Raw genomic sequence first — 14245 nt, forward strand, 5'->3', positions numbered from 1 at the left:
TCATTTTCCATGTATTTTCTACAGCTCACAGTTTTTCACTGTTCTGGGGAACGGTACCACATCCCGGATATTTGTCATACCGGTCAGATACATCACACAGCGTTCAAATCCGAGACCAAAGCCTGCATGTCTTGCTGTCCCGTATTTCCGCAAATCCAGATAGAAATCATAATCTTCCTGATTCAGTCCCAGTTCTTCCATACGCTGACAGAGCCTGTCGTAGTCATCTTCTCTCTGGCTTCCGCCGATAATCTCTCCGATACCAGGTACCAGACAATCCACCGCTGCAACTGTTTTTCCATCCGGATTCAGTTTCATATAAAATGCTTTAATCTCTTTGGGATAATCTGTTACAAACACCGGACGCCGGAACACTTCTTCCGTCAGATACCGCTCATGCTCTGTCTGTAAATCTGCACCCCAGGATACTTTGTATTCAAAATTGTCGTTGTTTTTTTCCAGTATTTCCACTGCTTCCGTGTAGGTTACATGGGCAAAATCAGAATTTACCACATGATTCAGGCGCTCCAGCAGCCCTTTGTCCACAAAGCTGTTGAAAAACTGCATTTCTTCCGGCGCATGCTCCAGCACATAACTGATAATATATTTCAGCATGCTTTCCGCCAGAATCATATCGTCCTCCAGATCTGCAAAGGCAATTTCCGGCTCAATCATCCAGAATTCCGCCGCATGTCTGGTGGTATTGGAATTTTCCGCCCGGAACGTAGGGCCGAAAGTATAAATATTTTTAAAGGCCATGGCATACGTTTCCCCGTTTAACTGGCCGCTTACCGTAAGATTGGTGGGCCTGCCGAAAAAGTCCTGGGTAAAATCCACAGCCCCTTTCTCATCTTTCGGAACATCATTCAAATCCAGCGTTGTTACCTGAAACATCTCTCCTGCCCCTTCACAGTCGCTTCCGGTAATCAGCGGTGTGTGCACATACACAAAATCCCGTTCCTGGAAAAACTTGTGGATGGCATAGGCAATCAGTGAACGTACCCGAAACACTGCTTCAAAGGTATTGGTCCGGGGACGCAGATGGGAAATGGTTCTCAGATATTCAAAGCTGTGACGCTTTTTCTGCAGAGGATAATCCGGCGTGGACTGCCCCTCTATCTGCACCTCTTCTGCCTGAATTTCAAATGGCTGTTTGGCCTGGGGCGTAGGCACCAGTTTTCCCTTTACAATAATGGCCGCCCCTACATTTAACTTCTCCACCTCCGCAAAATTGGAAAGCCCGTCATGGTATACCACCTGCAGAGGTTCAAAAAAAGTTCCGTCATTTACCACAATAAATCCAAAATTTCTGGAACTTCGGATACTTCTCACCCAACCGCCAATGGTTACTTCCTGCTCCAGAAATTCCTCCTTCCTCCGGTAAAGATCTCTGATATTTGTCATGTTCAGTTCCATAGCTCTTCTCCTTTTTCCATTATTCCTCAAAAGCCTCTTACTTCTGATGTTTATTCTTCCTGAGATTCTCCCTCCTGGGACTCCCCTTCTGCCTGAGGTGTTTCTCCCTCCTGGGACTCCCCTTCTGCCTGAGGTGTTTCTCCCTCCTGGGTCTGCTCGCCATAAGTAATATTTGCCTGCTCGATTACCATATTCAGTATATATTCATTTTCATAAATGCTTTTGATATACTCTTCACCATATTGCTCTACCAGCGCTTCTTCGCTGGCATATCCGTAATCTTCCACAACACTCTTTTTATATGCTTCATATTCTTTCTCTTCTGTTTTTACATTTTCCTTCCCGGCAATGGCCTCCAGTATCAGATCTCCCTCCAGGCTCTCCGCCATAAGCTGCTTCACCTGTTCATTGAACGCTTCCTCCGTAGTGCCTGTTGACTGCAGATAATCCTCCAGTTTCATACCGTAACTGGTTGACAGATTGTTTTCAAACCGTTCCATATACTCTTCGATTTTCTGTTCCAGAAGTCCGTCCGGAAATCCATTTACCTTGCACACTTCCCTGAGTTTCTGAAGAGCCGCCGCCTGGGTTTCCATCTTTTTTCTGGTTTCATTGTCCTCTGTCACCTGTTCCCTGACACCGTTTTCAAATTCTTCCACGGTATTATATCCCTGAGAAGACATATTTTCTGCCACAAACGCATCATCCATCCGGTCATAAGTCATATCCGTTTTGCTGACAATTTTATTCACTGTCACATGAAATACCACTGCCTGTCCCGCCAGCTCTTCATTCTGGTAACCTTCAGGAAACGTCAGGTTAAGGTCTGTTTTTTCTCCCACTTTTTTCCCGATCAGCCCCTCTTCAAACCCGTCAATAAAGCTGTTGGAACCGATTTCAAGTATGGCGCCTTCCGCTGTTCCTCCGTTAAACGCCTCACCGTCTTTTATCCCTTCATAATCAATATTGACAAAATCTCCGTCCTCCACCGTATCTTTATCCAGGTCTTCATATACAGGATAGGAAAGCAGAATGGATTCTATCCTGGCTTTCACCTCTTCGTCTGTCACATCATAGCTGCCCAGGCTGATTTCCAGTCCTTTGTACTCTCCCAGTTCCACATAATCATCCACATTGTATTCAACAGAGACTTTCTCATCCTTTGCATCGTCCTTTTCTTCTGTGTTCTCTGTGCTCTCTTTCTTTTCATCTGTATTCTTCTTTCCTGTTCCACAGCCGCCCAGCAACGCTGCCGCACATACTGCACACATTAACAATATCAGTTTTTTCTTCATAAAACATAACCCTTCTTTCTGAATATGAAATTCTGAAAACAGTGTGTTTTCACCGCTTCTGACCTCTCTCTGCGCAGAATGTCAGAAGCGGTTGCATTCAATCAATTATAAAGAATAGCACATTTTCCTGAAAATGAAAAGGTTTCCATGTTACAAAACACAAATAAATCACATTCTTTTGTTACCCTTCTCTGAAATGTGTTATAATATGGCATGAGGAGTCACACGCCTCTGGCGGGTGGAGCCCTGATGCCATCAGGAAAAAATGTGATTTAAACATATATCGGATACCAACCAGAAAAGGAGTACATTATGAAACATTTAACCTTACTGACAGATCTCTATGAACTGACCATGATGCAGGGCTATTTTAAATCCGGCAGCAATGAAACAGTTGTATTTGATGCTTTCTACCGGACAAACCCATGCAACGGAGGCTACGCTGTCTGTGCCGGTCTGGAACAGATTATGGAATATATCAGAGACCTGCATTTTTCAGCGGAGGATATAGATTACCTGAGAGCCCTTGGTATTTTTGATGAAGATTTTCTGGAATATCTGTCTGCTTTCCGGTTTTCCGGCGATATTTACGCCATTCCTGAAGGCACCATTATTTTTCCGCGGGAACCTCTGCTCAAAGTAATCGCGCCTATTATGGAAGCACAGCTTATTGAGACAGCCATTTTAAATATTCTGAATCATCAGAGCCTGATTGCCACTAAGGCTGCCAGAGTCTGTTATGCTGCCGACGGGGACAGTGTGATGGAATTCGGACTGCGCCGGGCCCAGGGTCCCGACGCCGGTGTTTACGGAGCAAGAGCCGCTGTCATCGGCGGATGCTGCGGAACCTCCAATGTACTCTGCGGTCAGATGTTTGATGTTCCGGTCAAAGGAACCCATGCCCACAGCTGGATTATGAGCTTTCCGGATGAATACACCGCATTTAAAAAATACGCGGAACTTTATCCCTCTGCCTGTATCCTTCTGGTGGATACCTATGATACCCTCACCTCCGGCGTCCCAAATGCTGTCCGTGTCTTTACCGAACTGCGGGAAGCAGGCGTTCCTCTCACCTTTTACGGCATCCGCATGGACAGCGGAGACCTGGCTTATCTGTCCAAAATCGTACGTCGTATGCTGGATGAGGCAGGATTCCCCGATGCTGTCATTTCCGCATCCAACGATTTGGATGAATATCTGATTGAAACACTGAAAGCCCAGGGGGCCAGAATCACTTCCTGGGGCGTGGGCACCAATCTGATTACTTCCAAAGACTGCCCCGCTTTCGGCGGCGTATACAAGCTGGCTGCCATTCAGGATGAACAGGGAAATTTCCTGCCGAAAATCAAACTTTCGGAAAATACCGAAAAAGTTACCAACCCCGGCAATAAAACCGTATACCGGATTTATGAGAAAGATTCCGGTAAAATCAAAGCTGATTTAATCTGCCTTGCAGGCGAAACTTTTGACACTGCCAGGGACCTCAGGCTGTTTGATTCTCTGGAAACCTGGAAAAGGACCACTTTAAAAGCAGGCTCCTATACCATGCGGGAGCTGCTGATTCCGATTTTTAAACAGGGAACCTGTATTTATGAATCCCCCAGTGTAATGGAGATTCAACGCTACTGTAATAAGGAAAAAGAAACTCTCTGGAATGAAACGAAACGTTTTGCAAATCCCCATGAAGTATATGTGGATTTGTCAGATGAACTTTTTGATATGAAACGGAAAATTCTGAATAAATTTTCCACAGAAAAGCAATAGCTTTTCTCTGTGGAAAGAAGGACTTTTTTCTGAAAGGAGAACAACATATTATGTCAATGCCATTACCAAAACCTGAACGCTATACCACTCAGCATATCTATGACCTGCCAGAGGGCCAGAGGGCAGAACTGATTGACGGACAGATTTACAACATGGCTCCGCCCACCCGCATTCACCAGGAAATCTCTTTTTCTCTTTCCCGGAGCATCGCAGATTTCATTGATTCAAAAAAAGGCTCCTGCCGGGTTTATCCTGCCCCTTTCGCTGTGTTTCTGAATCAGGATGAGCACAATTATATGGAACCGGATATTTCTGTGATCTGCGATATGGACAAACTGGATGACAAAGGCTGCAGCGGCGCTCCGGACTGGATTATTGAAATCGCCTCTCCCGGAACGAAGCACATGGATTACGGAATCAAACTGTTTAAATACCGTACTGCCGGCGTCCGGGAATACTGGATTGTGAATCCCATGACCGGAATTGTCAATGTTTACGATCTGGAACATGATATAAAAACAGACCAGTACACCTTCCAGGATGAAATTCCATCCTGCCTCTTTGATGAACTGATTATCCGGCCAAAAGATCTGCTTCTGTAAAGTCGGTTTATAACAGTTCAGAGACATACGACAGGCAAATGCCTGTGCATATGTCTCTGAACTGTTATCTGCTTTTATCATAATTCCTGTAATTCTGATATCCCCTCCAGATACACAGAAGCAGCACTGCTGATGCAAGCACCGGAATATATTTCAGCCAGTTGGAAGGAATAAATAAAATTCCCGGATTTGGCAGGTATACGGGCATGGAGAAACAGTAAATCCGTATCATATCCATCAGAATCCATCCCCAAAAATAATTTGCAGCCCCCATGCCTGCCATCATCTGAAACAGAATTTCATTCATTCCACAGGGCAGAAAATACAGAAACATGCCTGCTGTTACCGCGGACACAGGACGCATACATTTTGAGGAAAGGTACAGGGCGATGGACACATTCAGAAGAACGGAGGCCAGTCCTGTCAGAAACTGAATAAAAAGAAAAAATCCCACGCTCCAGATTCCTGCTTTCCCATACATGGTATAATTCCCGCTGGCACCTGCACCCAGCCCTTCACCCCCATAAATAACAGCTGTCACTCCCAACAGCAAAGCCATCATCAGAAGGTAAGACAAAATTCCAAGGGCCATGACCGCCTCAGTTTTTCTGCGGATATCTTCGGACTTCCCTTTCTTTGCAGTCAGCAAAATTTCTGTGGTATTCCTGCTGTATTCTTCTGAAAATACCGGAGACACCATTAAAATCAGCCAGATATTCAGAAATACCACGGCCAGATGCCAGACTTCTAACAGTTTTTCCCAGCCTCTTGTATAGCCGAACCGGAAATTCCCTTCCAGATAAATTTTTCCGTAATTTTCTTCTTCCGAAAATTTATCCGGCCGCTTTTCTGTCTGAAAAAAATCTGTCATTTTATCGGTAACAAACTGGTTACAGAAATTCCCCTCCCTTACTCTGACCATTTCTCCCCCTATATAGCCGGAAAATCCAAACCGCTCCACAATCTCTTCTGCTTTCTCCAGTGTAAAAATACCTTCATACTCCCTGGCAAGGCTGCGCTCTTTCGCCACTGCTTCCAGACCATAATATACCTTCCCGTCAATTTCTGTCCTGGTTCCCGCTGCTTCCTGGTACAGAATAAGCAGAAATATACCTGTCATCAACAGAAACCCAAGATTCATCACCGGCCTGTATGCTATTTTATAAAACTCCATTTTTAAAAGTCTCATAAGATTCCCCCTTCATCCGGACCGGCTGTTTTTGGAAGTTCCCGGCGTTTTTCCTGTTCCATACAGATACACATCTTCCAGATTCGGCGGTATCTGCACCGCCCCCTGCGCAGGACTGGTATCTGAAACAATCCGAAGGCTTACCCTGCCATCCTCCGTATTCCTGAGATTGCTGACCGTAAATTTCCGGTTCAGAATTTCTGCCTGTTCCGGCGGCTCCACACATCTCCACACTTTTCCTTCCGCTGACTGAAGAATCTCTTTCAGGCTGCCCGATTCCGTGATTTTTCCTGCCTTCATCAGCAGAATTTCATCTGCAATGTATTCAATATCCGCCACAATATGAGAGGATAAAATTATCATTCTGTCCCGGCCCAGAGCGCTGATCAGGTTGCGGAACCTGATACGTTCTCTGGGATCCAGCCCGGAAGAAGGTTCATCCAGAATCAGAATTTCAGGGTCATTCAGCAGAGACTGGGCAATTCCAAGGCGGCGTACCATACCGCCGGAAAGGGTTTTGATTTTCTCTTTTCCCACGCTTTTTAATCCTGTTTCCTGCAGAAGAGTTTCAATCCTGTCTCCTGCCAGTTTCGGCGGCACTGCTTTTAACTCTGCCAGATATTCCAGATAGCGCCGCACTGTAAAATGGGGATAGTAGCCAAAGTCCTGGGGAAGATACCCCAGTTTCATACGATATTCTCCACCCATTTTTCCAATCTCTCTCCGGTTGCAGAGAATCTCTCCGGAAGTGGGCTTCAGAATCCCTGCCATCATCCGCAGCAATGTGGTTTTTCCTGCCCCGTTGGCTCCCAACAGTCCGTAAATCCCTTTTTGAAACGTATATTCCAGATGATCCACTGCCATTTTCTGATTCCCGCAGTTCCCTGTTCTCCGGCCGCGGACTTCTCCCACTCCTGCCGAACCGGCGTCCTGGCGGGATGAAACCTTATACATTCTGCTCACTCTGTTCAGTTTCAGTTCCAGCATATCAGTTCTCCTTCCTCCAGTTTATGGTAAAGCTGTCTTATTTCCCAGGCCAGACAGATCCCGAATGCTGCCAGCATCAGTATCCATATGCCGAAATATGCCATGGTATACCATTCAGGGGCAGACAGCGGAATCAGCGAAGCCATGCTGCACCCAACAGCTGTGCCTGCCTGCAGGTACTCTCTTTTTCCGTTCCGCAGCATGGTAAATACCAGAAGCTGCATCAGGCTGGAAACCACAAAGGGCACCAGCAGATACACCATTGCCCGGAACATGCCGCAGGAGGTACTTCCTGCAATTCCCGGAATCATAACAGTGAAAAACAGAATATCCAGGCAGCCGAACAGTATCATCTTCACACACCACACCTGTTTAAAATTCAGATAACAGCTCTGCTCTAACTCCAGCATGCCAATGGTGCTGCTGCGGTTTAATTCCAGTATCAGAAACACACTCATACAGGAAGCCGCGGCTGAAGCCGCTCCCAGATAAGTCAGCATATTATCTCCCTTCCACCGAAAATAGCCGGACAGTACAATCATCAGAAACAGACACAGCAGCTGACCTGCCAGGCAGAACCGGGAAATGTATTTTATCTGCCCGCGAAAAATCTCCCATCCGGAGGGACAGTACAGATACGGTTTCTCCTCCACTGCCTGAGCTATATTTTGAAGAACTTTCTCTTTCTGCTTCTGGTCTGTCTGAATATTTTCCAATACAAATTTTTTTCTGCGGCTCACCTGCTTCTCCTTTCCATACATGTCTCCCTGTCCAGACTTTTTTTCAGTTTTTCCGTGCCCTGACGGATTCTGGATTTTACCGTTGCAATTCCTGTCTCTGTCATCCGTGCAATCTCCCGGTATCTGAACCCATAGCCATAGTAGAGAATCATTGCTTCCCGCTGCATTTCAGGCAGCTGCCGGGTAAGCTGTTCCACTGTAATCAGAAATTCTTCCTGACAGGTCCGAATACTCATGGTTTTCTCTTCCGGCTGGCAGCAGTCCGCCGCCTCTTTCCAGTCCGTCTCCTTTTCCTGCCTGCGCTGGCAGCTCCTGAAATAATCCACGCATACATTTCTGGCAATGGTGAAAAGATACCCTTTCAGATTCTGACAGCGGTAATGTTCCACGGAACGGATAAAATGCAGAAAGGTCTCCTGTGTCAGATCTCCGGCTTCCTGATAATTCCCGGTCTGATAACAGCAGAACCGGAAAATATCGTCATAATACTTTTCTGCAATGGTATTCAGATATTCTCTTTTTCCTCTGTGTATTTCCCGGATCATTTCTCTGTCGTTCACTCTGGAGGGCTCCTTCTGTACAGGTTTTGAATCGTTACATTAATATAACGTATTTTTTCCGAAAAAGGTTTTAATATAAGAAAAGAATTTTATTCCAAAAAAACAGGTGCAAAGCCTGTAAAATCCAGAACTTTACACCTGTTTATTCAGTCCGCTCATAATTAACCAGAGGGGCCTACAGCATTTTCGGCACTGCTGCTCCGGCCCGCTTCCCGGACAGAAAATGGCACCACATGGCTACCAGCGCACTGAGCATCAGCACCAGATAGAAATTCAGTCCTCTTGTGACACACATGGAAGCGGTAAGATAAGCGCCTGGGAATATCATGGAAAATGCGGTCTTATACATCATTTCCGTAATTCCCTGAGCTCCCGGCAGCGGCAGCATATCCACTGCAATATAAATGGCTGCCTGCAGGCTCATCACAGTGAATGCACCGGTACCTTCCAGCCCCAGTCCCCGGTAAATCAGCCAGGTAAGCAGAAATACGCTGCCTCGCTGTATCACAGTAAAAAACACAACTACTGCAATCTTACTTTTATTTTTCAGAAAAAACAGCACCGCCTCGTGGTACTGATCTGCCATTTCAACCAGCTTTTCCGTCCGTTCCCTGGAAGATTTCAGCAGACGAAATTTTTTCAGAATTTTTTCTCCTCCAACCACAATCCCTTTAAAACACCTGGGACTTATCATAATAAAGAGAAGAATAACTACCAGCGCTGTATTCAGAAACAGGCCCAGATAATACAAATAGAGATACTGTTTCAGATACAGCGCCAGCGGCTCATGATAAAAGAGCAGAATTCCCACTCCCATTACCACCAGCACAAATTTATAAATCACCGCCACGGTCATCAGCACCACGGTACTGTCCGAAACCTTATGCCCTTCCTTCTGCATGTAATAAAGCTGCATGGGCTGCCCGCCGGTGGCAGAGGGCGTAATCCCGGAAAAGAAAAATCCCACAAAAGAATATTTTACGCAGGTGGCGGCACTGGTCCGGTAATTCAGGGACCTTAAAAGATAGCAGATCATAAAGCCTTCCGCAGACACGAAAAATACGGCTGTGGCGGCAGCGGCACACAGATACAGCGGGTCCAGCGTCTTCATGGCCCGGAATACCGCGGTCATATCGTTTCCTTTGAAAATGGCGCTGACGGTCAGAGCCGCCAGCAGTAAAAGCACTCCTGCACTGATTAAATTTTTACGGTTCATAGATTACACTGCTCCATTCATCACATAAGATAATTTCTGCATTGCCTGACGGAAAATACCCGGCCGCTCCGCGGAATAACGAAGACAGGACTGGTTCAGTTCATGCAGCGTTCCTTCAAAAACCACATCTGTATTTTCCAGCTCATAAAAATCCCTTGGCGTCACCAGAGAAAAATGTTTTCCAAAAAGGCCGATTCCGTTTTCTTCCAGCACGCTGGCCACAAAGGAAGAACAGGTATAGTGGTTTTTCTGATAAAAAGGTATATTAAATAATAACATGGGAAGGCCGATGATACAATAATGATATTGAAATCTTTTCTCATAACATTCCTTAAGCTGCCGGGAAATATTCTCTTTCTGTTCTCTGGTGCACTCCATGCTGACAATTTTATATTTTGCTGTGGGAAATGCCTTCTCTATTTTTGCGGCGTCCTCTTTTTCAAATCCCGCCAGCAGAGGAACCGCCGGATTCCTTCTTCCTACGCTGTAAGCCTCATTCAGTTCCTCGTCCATGGAAAGCACCACATGTATGTAATCAATCCCAATCACCTTTCGGATGATATATGCGAATAATCCCGGTGTATCTACCAGTGCCAGATATAATTTCTCCATAACTTTCAGCCTCTTTTCTTCCTGTAATTTCCTGTCATCATCTGACCGTTTCTCCCTCTCGTAATTTTTCATTCCGTTCTGACCATTTCTCCCTCTTGTAACTTCTCATTCCGTTCTGGCCCTCTCTTTTACTCAGTTAAACTGATAAAACTTTCGGGCAATTCTGTATCCTGCCAGCGTAAGTCCCGCTCCCGCCTTTCCCGGCAGATAAGTAAAACCGCTGATGGTTCTGTGCTTTAACGTACGGTATAATTTCAGGTTATGATTCTTTACATAATTCCAGAGCATCTCCCGTTTTTCCCAGGCTTCCGGCGTTCCAATCAGCAGCAGGTGGATGGAAGAAATGGCCATCATAATGGAAATATTCCTGGTAAGATAATCCGCAAGTATGGGATATTCCTCTCTCACTTTCTCCAGATCCGTACATCCGGAAACCAGTTTTGTCACCCGAATCTGCTGGTCAATCCGTTTCATCAGCACTTTTTCATTGACAGACTGATCTTCCCTGCCCAGAAAGTAATGGTACATATCCAGATTCAGATAACAAAGGGACTTTACATGGGGCAGGGGCTGGTTTGCAAAAATGTTATCCACATAAAAAGTATGTTTCGGCAGCTTCACCCCTGATTTTCTCAGCACCTCAGTCCGGAAAAACAGAGAATGCATCACCAGATACTGAGAGGGGTGGAATCTCCGGATATCATTCCAGCCGCATACCCTGTTCTCTTTTAATACATTTTTATAACCCATCCGTCTGGTTTTCCCCTCATAAAAGTGGTCATAAATATAATTGCATATAATCAAATCCACAGTGGTATCGCTTTTTTTCCACTGTTTTATCTTCCTGAGGAGCTTCTGCAGTTCCTCTTCATCCAGCCAGTCATCGGAATCCACCACCTTAAAATAAGTTCCGGTGGCCAGAGCCAGCCCTGCATTGACTCCCGCCCCGTGGCCGCCGTTTTCCTGGTGTACCACTTTCACAATTTCCGGATAATTTCTGGCATAATTGTCTGCAATTTCTCCTGTACCGTCTGTGGAACCATCATCCACAATGATAATCTCGGCCCGTTCGTCCGCGCTCAGCAGACTGTCTATACAGCGCTCCATATATTCCTCTGAATTGTAGCATGGTACGGTAAAAGTAATATCTTTCATAATGTTTCCTCTCCTGGTTTTCTCCTGTTCCTATACTATTTAACGAAAATATTCCTGGTTTTTCTTCATAAAAATTATTAATATTTTTTTAATTTGGCTTTTTACTGAAATTTTTCTTCTGCCGGCGGTTATATCGTCAGATCCAAAACAGGGGCTTCTGACCCGCTCTTTGAGTATCCGTTTCTATATTACCCGGTTTCCCTTAATTCTGCATTGTCTTTACCTTACAGTTATCTTACAATTCTGTCATGTTTGAAAATTCACCCTTTTCAGCAAAAATTCATCAAAATATCATGCTTTTATTGGAAAAACAATACTTCTTCCAGTCAGGAAAAACTCCGGATGGTAAAAGAAAAAATCAGCAATAATGAAGCAACCATTGAAAACCTTACCCAAAACCTCGGAGAAGATAATCTGGCAAAAACAAGGGCTTTTGCAGATATGCTTGTAATGGATCCCTCAATTTACGGAAACATTGAAAAACTGAATAAATCAAAGACAGGCTGATGGTAAATGAATTACATATCATTGACGAAGACGGAATTATCACCAGCAGCACTATAGACAGTTATATCGGATTTGACATGAAAAGCGGCGAACAGTCCAATGCTTTTCTTTTGAATTGTGGACGATCCCTCCATTGAAATCGGATTTCCGGTGTGGTGGAGGGAAATGTACAGATTTTATAGAATACCAAACAGGTATCCACCCATATGGCAGATATCACCGGAAAGCTGATGGAAATGATAGAATAGATACCGTCCTTTCCGGGTCATACAGCTCTCTCACGTTTCGCTTCCCTTCATATATGCTGACATCATGCAGGCTCCTGCTGCCCGGCTGTCCCATACAGCGTGCAGATTCCCCATATGAATGCCTCCGATTGCATACACAGGAATCTGCACACTGTCACAGACCTGATTTAAAAATGAAATCCCTCTGGGAGGAAGGCCCGCTTTGCAGTCTGTGGCAAAAATATGTCCGGCAGTCAGATAAGACGCTCCAAGACGCTCCGCCTCTCTGGCCTCTTCCACAGAATGAACGGAAACACCTGTTTTCTCTGTTCCTGCAAGATATTCCGTACCATGATATTTCTGCAGCAGAGGCAGGGGCAGATGGATACTCAGACATCCTGTGCTGCGGGCCGCCGCAGGATATGTGTGAGGAATAAGCCTGCCCGCGGCTTTCTGCGAACCGCCCCATTTCTTCCACAGATCTGTGAAAAATTTCACATACATTTCTTCTTCCATATGTTTTTCTCTGATGATCCAGAAATCCGGCGCAGGACAGATACTTTCTTCTGTCAGTTCTCTTTCTCCACTTTTTTCCGAGGTTCCGGTACCGGCCAGATACTCCGCATATTTTTCCGGACTTTTTGGCCCGTGAAACTTCCGGTACAATTCATAGTCTGAGACCCCAATCAGCTTAAACGTACACATAATCATTCATCACGGGCTGAAGGCCCATGCCCCTTATGGCAGTTACCACTTCCGATACATTCCGGCTGTCTGCAATCTCAAACTGGCTGTCTCCCTGCTCTGTCAGCTCATGGGAATGGCTGCCAATCCCGGTACTGACTCCCGCCGAAATCCTGGTGGCTGTTTTTCCCACCACATGGTCCCGAAACTGCGCCCGCTCTCTGGTGGATATGGTGATTCCTGCAAAGGGCATAAACAGCCGGTAAGCACACATGATCTGCAAAAGCTGTCTTTCCGTCACTTCATTTCCGGTATTCCATATATTTGCAGCGTCAGCTTCCTTTCCGTTCTGAGCCCTGATGGGACGGAGACGGGGACAGGAAAAAGAAATCTCCCCATAAGGATATTTCCGCTGAATATAATACCCATGAAGACCTGTGGCAAAGGCATCCTTCCGGAAATCAGAAAGGCCCAGCAAGGCCCCGAAAGCCACGCCCCGCATTCCTCCCCGCAAAGCCCGTTCCTGGGCATGAAAGCGGTAAGGAAACACACGTTTATGACCGGCCGGATGTAGTGTCTCATATTTATCTGAATCATAGGTTTCCTGAAAAACCGTCACATAGTCTGCCCCGCATTCCCGCAGATACCGATATTCTTCTGAATTCATGGGATATACCTCAAGCCCCACCATTTTAAAATACTTTCCGGCAATTTTACAGGCCTCGCCAATATAATGTACATCAGACCTGACCCGGCTCTCTCCCGTCAGAATCAGAATTTCTTCCAGCCCTGTTTTTGCAATAGCCGCCATTTCCTTTTCCATTTCCTCCTGATTCAGCCTCATTCGATGAATCTGGTTACGACAGTGAAACCCGCAGTAAACACAGTGATTCTCGCAGTAATTGGAAATGTAAAGAGGGGTAAACAGGGAAACGGAATTCCCAAAATGTTTTCCTGTCTCCTCCGCCGCTTTTTGGGCCATTTCCTCCAGAAATCCCTCTGCCGCCGGGGACAGCAGCGCCCCAAAATCTTCTGTGGTTCTGCGTTCTGCAGCCAGTGCACGTTTTACCTCCTGCCTGGTATAACGTTCCGGCTGGTAACGTCCCCTGGCGTTCATGACTTTTTCCAGAATATCTGATTCCGTCTGCTCCATTCCCTCCAGATATTCCATATGGTTCAACTTATTCTGCTGGTCCCTTTTCATGATTTCCTCCGTTCTGAAACTCCCGCAATATGTAATATATTACGTCTGTAAAATTTCTGATTCCCCTGTCCTGTAATTCTGCTGCTG

The 14245-nt window shown here is 45.7% G+C and carries 15 protein-coding genes; 4 read left to right on the plus strand and 11 right to left on the minus strand.

All coding sequences use genetic code 11. From position 1 onward, the window contains the following. Window positions 1-18: 18 nt before the first annotated feature. Together asnS and tig are read right to left on the minus strand one after the other, a co-directional pair. Complete coding sequence (asnS, locus tag C805_RS20010) at window positions 19-1404, minus strand: asparagine--tRNA ligase (protein ID WP_371197680.1); 1386 nt, start codon at window positions 1402-1404, stop codon at window positions 19-21. 62 nt (window positions 1405-1466) lie between these two features. Beyond that, window positions 1467-2711 carry a trigger factor gene (gene tig / locus C805_RS20015; RefSeq protein WP_016215812.1) on the minus strand — a complete coding sequence of 415 codons (1245 nt, stop codon included), beginning with the start codon at window positions 2709-2711 and terminating at the stop codon, window positions 1467-1469. Window positions 2712-3023: 312 nt separating this feature from the next. On the opposite strand from tig, the gene C805_RS20020 reads away from it, so the two are divergent. Together C805_RS20020 and C805_RS20025 are read left to right on the plus strand one after the other, a co-directional pair. Beyond that, window positions 3024-4475, plus strand: coding sequence for a nicotinate phosphoribosyltransferase (locus tag C805_RS20020; protein ID WP_016215813.1), 1452 nt, complete (start codon window positions 3024-3026; stop codon window positions 4473-4475). A 50-nt stretch (window positions 4476-4525) separates the two neighbouring features. After that, the gene (locus tag C805_RS20025) at window positions 4526-5077 is read left to right on the plus strand and encodes a Uma2 family endonuclease (protein WP_016215814.1); all 552 of its coding nucleotides are present in this window, start codon (window positions 4526-4528) and stop codon (window positions 5075-5077) included. A 64-nt stretch (window positions 5078-5141) separates the two neighbouring features. Here C805_RS20025 and C805_RS20030 read toward each other — a convergent pair whose 3' ends face one another. The 7 genes from C805_RS20030 to C805_RS20060 all read right to left on the minus strand — a co-directional run bounded on the left by C805_RS20030 (window position 5142) and on the right by C805_RS20060 (window position 11536). After that, a complete protein-coding gene (locus C805_RS20030; protein WP_016215815.1) occupies window positions 5142-6266 on the minus strand; it encodes a hypothetical protein in 1125 nt (374 codons plus the stop codon). 12 nt (window positions 6267-6278) lie between these two features. After that, window positions 6279-7253 carry an ATP-binding cassette domain-containing protein gene (locus C805_RS20035; protein ID WP_016215816.1) on the minus strand — a complete coding sequence of 325 codons (975 nt, stop codon included), beginning with the start codon at window positions 7251-7253 and terminating at the stop codon, window positions 6279-6281. Further along, complete coding sequence (locus tag C805_RS20040; protein WP_155957656.1) at window positions 7241-7993, minus strand: hypothetical protein; 753 nt, start codon at window positions 7991-7993, stop codon at window positions 7241-7243. The genes C805_RS20035 and C805_RS20040 overlap by 13 nt, the downstream gene beginning before the upstream one ends. Beyond that, a complete protein-coding gene (locus C805_RS20045) occupies window positions 7990-8553 on the minus strand; it encodes an RNA polymerase sigma factor (protein ID WP_016215818.1) in 564 nt (187 codons plus the stop codon). Before C805_RS20045 ends, C805_RS20040 begins: the two co-directional genes overlap by 4 nt. Before the next feature lie 175 nt (window positions 8554-8728). After that, window positions 8729-9769, minus strand: coding sequence for a lysylphosphatidylglycerol synthase transmembrane domain-containing protein (locus C805_RS20050; protein ID WP_016215819.1), 1041 nt, complete (start codon window positions 9767-9769; stop codon window positions 8729-8731). 3 nt (window positions 9770-9772) lie between these two features. Continuing rightward, a complete protein-coding gene (locus C805_RS20055) occupies window positions 9773-10453 on the minus strand; it encodes a hypothetical protein (RefSeq protein WP_022751329.1) in 681 nt (226 codons plus the stop codon). A gap of 60 nt (window positions 10454-10513) precedes the next feature. Beyond that, entirely contained in the window at window positions 10514-11536 is a 1023-nt protein-coding gene (locus C805_RS20060) for a glycosyltransferase family 2 protein (RefSeq protein WP_016215821.1), read from the minus strand. Between the two features lie 342 nt (window positions 11537-11878). Between C805_RS20060 and C805_RS26815 the strand changes: the two genes are divergently transcribed. Beyond that, on the plus strand, window positions 11879-12043 hold the full coding sequence (locus C805_RS26815) for a hypothetical protein (protein ID WP_016215822.1): 165 nt from the start codon (window positions 11879-11881) through the stop codon (window positions 12041-12043). Continuing rightward, window positions 12043-12180: a hypothetical protein gene (locus C805_RS26820; protein ID WP_016215823.1), complete on the plus strand. Its 138-nt coding sequence runs from the start codon at window positions 12043-12045 to the stop codon at window positions 12178-12180. Before C805_RS26815 ends, C805_RS26820 begins: the two co-directional genes overlap by 1 nt. Window positions 12181-12321: 141 nt before the next feature. On the opposite strand, the gene C805_RS0106235 is transcribed toward C805_RS26820, so the two are convergent. After that, window positions 12322-12975: a thiamine phosphate synthase gene (locus C805_RS0106235; RefSeq protein ID WP_155957657.1), complete on the minus strand. Its 654-nt coding sequence runs from the start codon at window positions 12973-12975 to the stop codon at window positions 12322-12324. Continuing rightward, window positions 12962-14158 carry a 2-iminoacetate synthase ThiH gene (gene thiH, locus C805_RS20065; RefSeq protein ID WP_016215825.1) on the minus strand — a complete coding sequence of 399 codons (1197 nt, stop codon included), beginning with the start codon at window positions 14156-14158 and terminating at the stop codon, window positions 12962-12964. Before thiH ends, C805_RS0106235 begins: the two co-directional genes overlap by 14 nt. Window positions 14159-14245 lie beyond the last annotated feature (87 nt).

Source organism: Eubacterium sp. 14-2 (assembly GCF_000403845.2).
GTDB lineage: Bacteria > Bacillota > Clostridia > Lachnospirales > Lachnospiraceae > Petralouisia.

Bases quoted from the DNA above. Each gene is read 5' to 3' on its own strand.
- asnS (WP_371197680.1), bottom strand. From the start codon at position 1,404: ATGACAAATATCAGAGATCTTTACCGGAGGAAGGAGGAATTTCTGGAG.
- tig (WP_016215812.1), bottom strand. From the start codon at position 2,711: ATGAAGAAAAAACTGATATTGTTAATGTGTGCAGTATGTGCGGCAGCG.
- C805_RS20020 (WP_016215813.1), top strand. From the start codon at position 3,024: ATGAAACATTTAACCTTACTGACAGATCTCTATGAACTGACCATGATG.
- C805_RS20025 (WP_016215814.1), top strand. From the start codon at position 4,526: ATGTCAATGCCATTACCAAAACCTGAACGCTATACCACTCAGCATATC.
- C805_RS20030 (WP_016215815.1), bottom strand. From the start codon at position 6,266: ATGAGACTTTTAAAAATGGAGTTTTATAAAATAGCATACAGGCCGGTG.
- C805_RS20035 (WP_016215816.1), bottom strand. From the start codon at position 7,253: ATGCTGGAACTGAAACTGAACAGAGTGAGCAGAATGTATAAGGTTTCA.
- C805_RS20050 (WP_016215819.1), bottom strand. From the start codon at position 9,769: ATGAACCGTAAAAATTTAATCAGTGCAGGAGTGCTTTTACTGCTGGCG.
- C805_RS20055 (WP_022751329.1), bottom strand. From the start codon at position 10,453: ATGAAAAATTACGAGAGGGAGAAACGGTCAGATGATGACAGGAAATTA.
- C805_RS20060 (WP_016215821.1), bottom strand. From the start codon at position 11,536: ATGAAAGATATTACTTTTACCGTACCATGCTACAATTCAGAGGAATAT.
- C805_RS26815 (WP_016215822.1), top strand. From the start codon at position 11,879: ATGGTAAAAGAAAAAATCAGCAATAATGAAGCAACCATTGAAAACCTT.
- C805_RS26820 (WP_016215823.1), top strand. From the start codon at position 12,043: ATGGTAAATGAATTACATATCATTGACGAAGACGGAATTATCACCAGC.
- C805_RS0106235 (WP_155957657.1), bottom strand. From the start codon at position 12,975: ATGTGTACGTTTAAGCTGATTGGGGTCTCAGACTATGAATTGTACCGG.
- thiH (WP_016215825.1), bottom strand. From the start codon at position 14,158: ATGAAAAGGGACCAGCAGAATAAGTTGAACCATATGGAATATCTGGAG.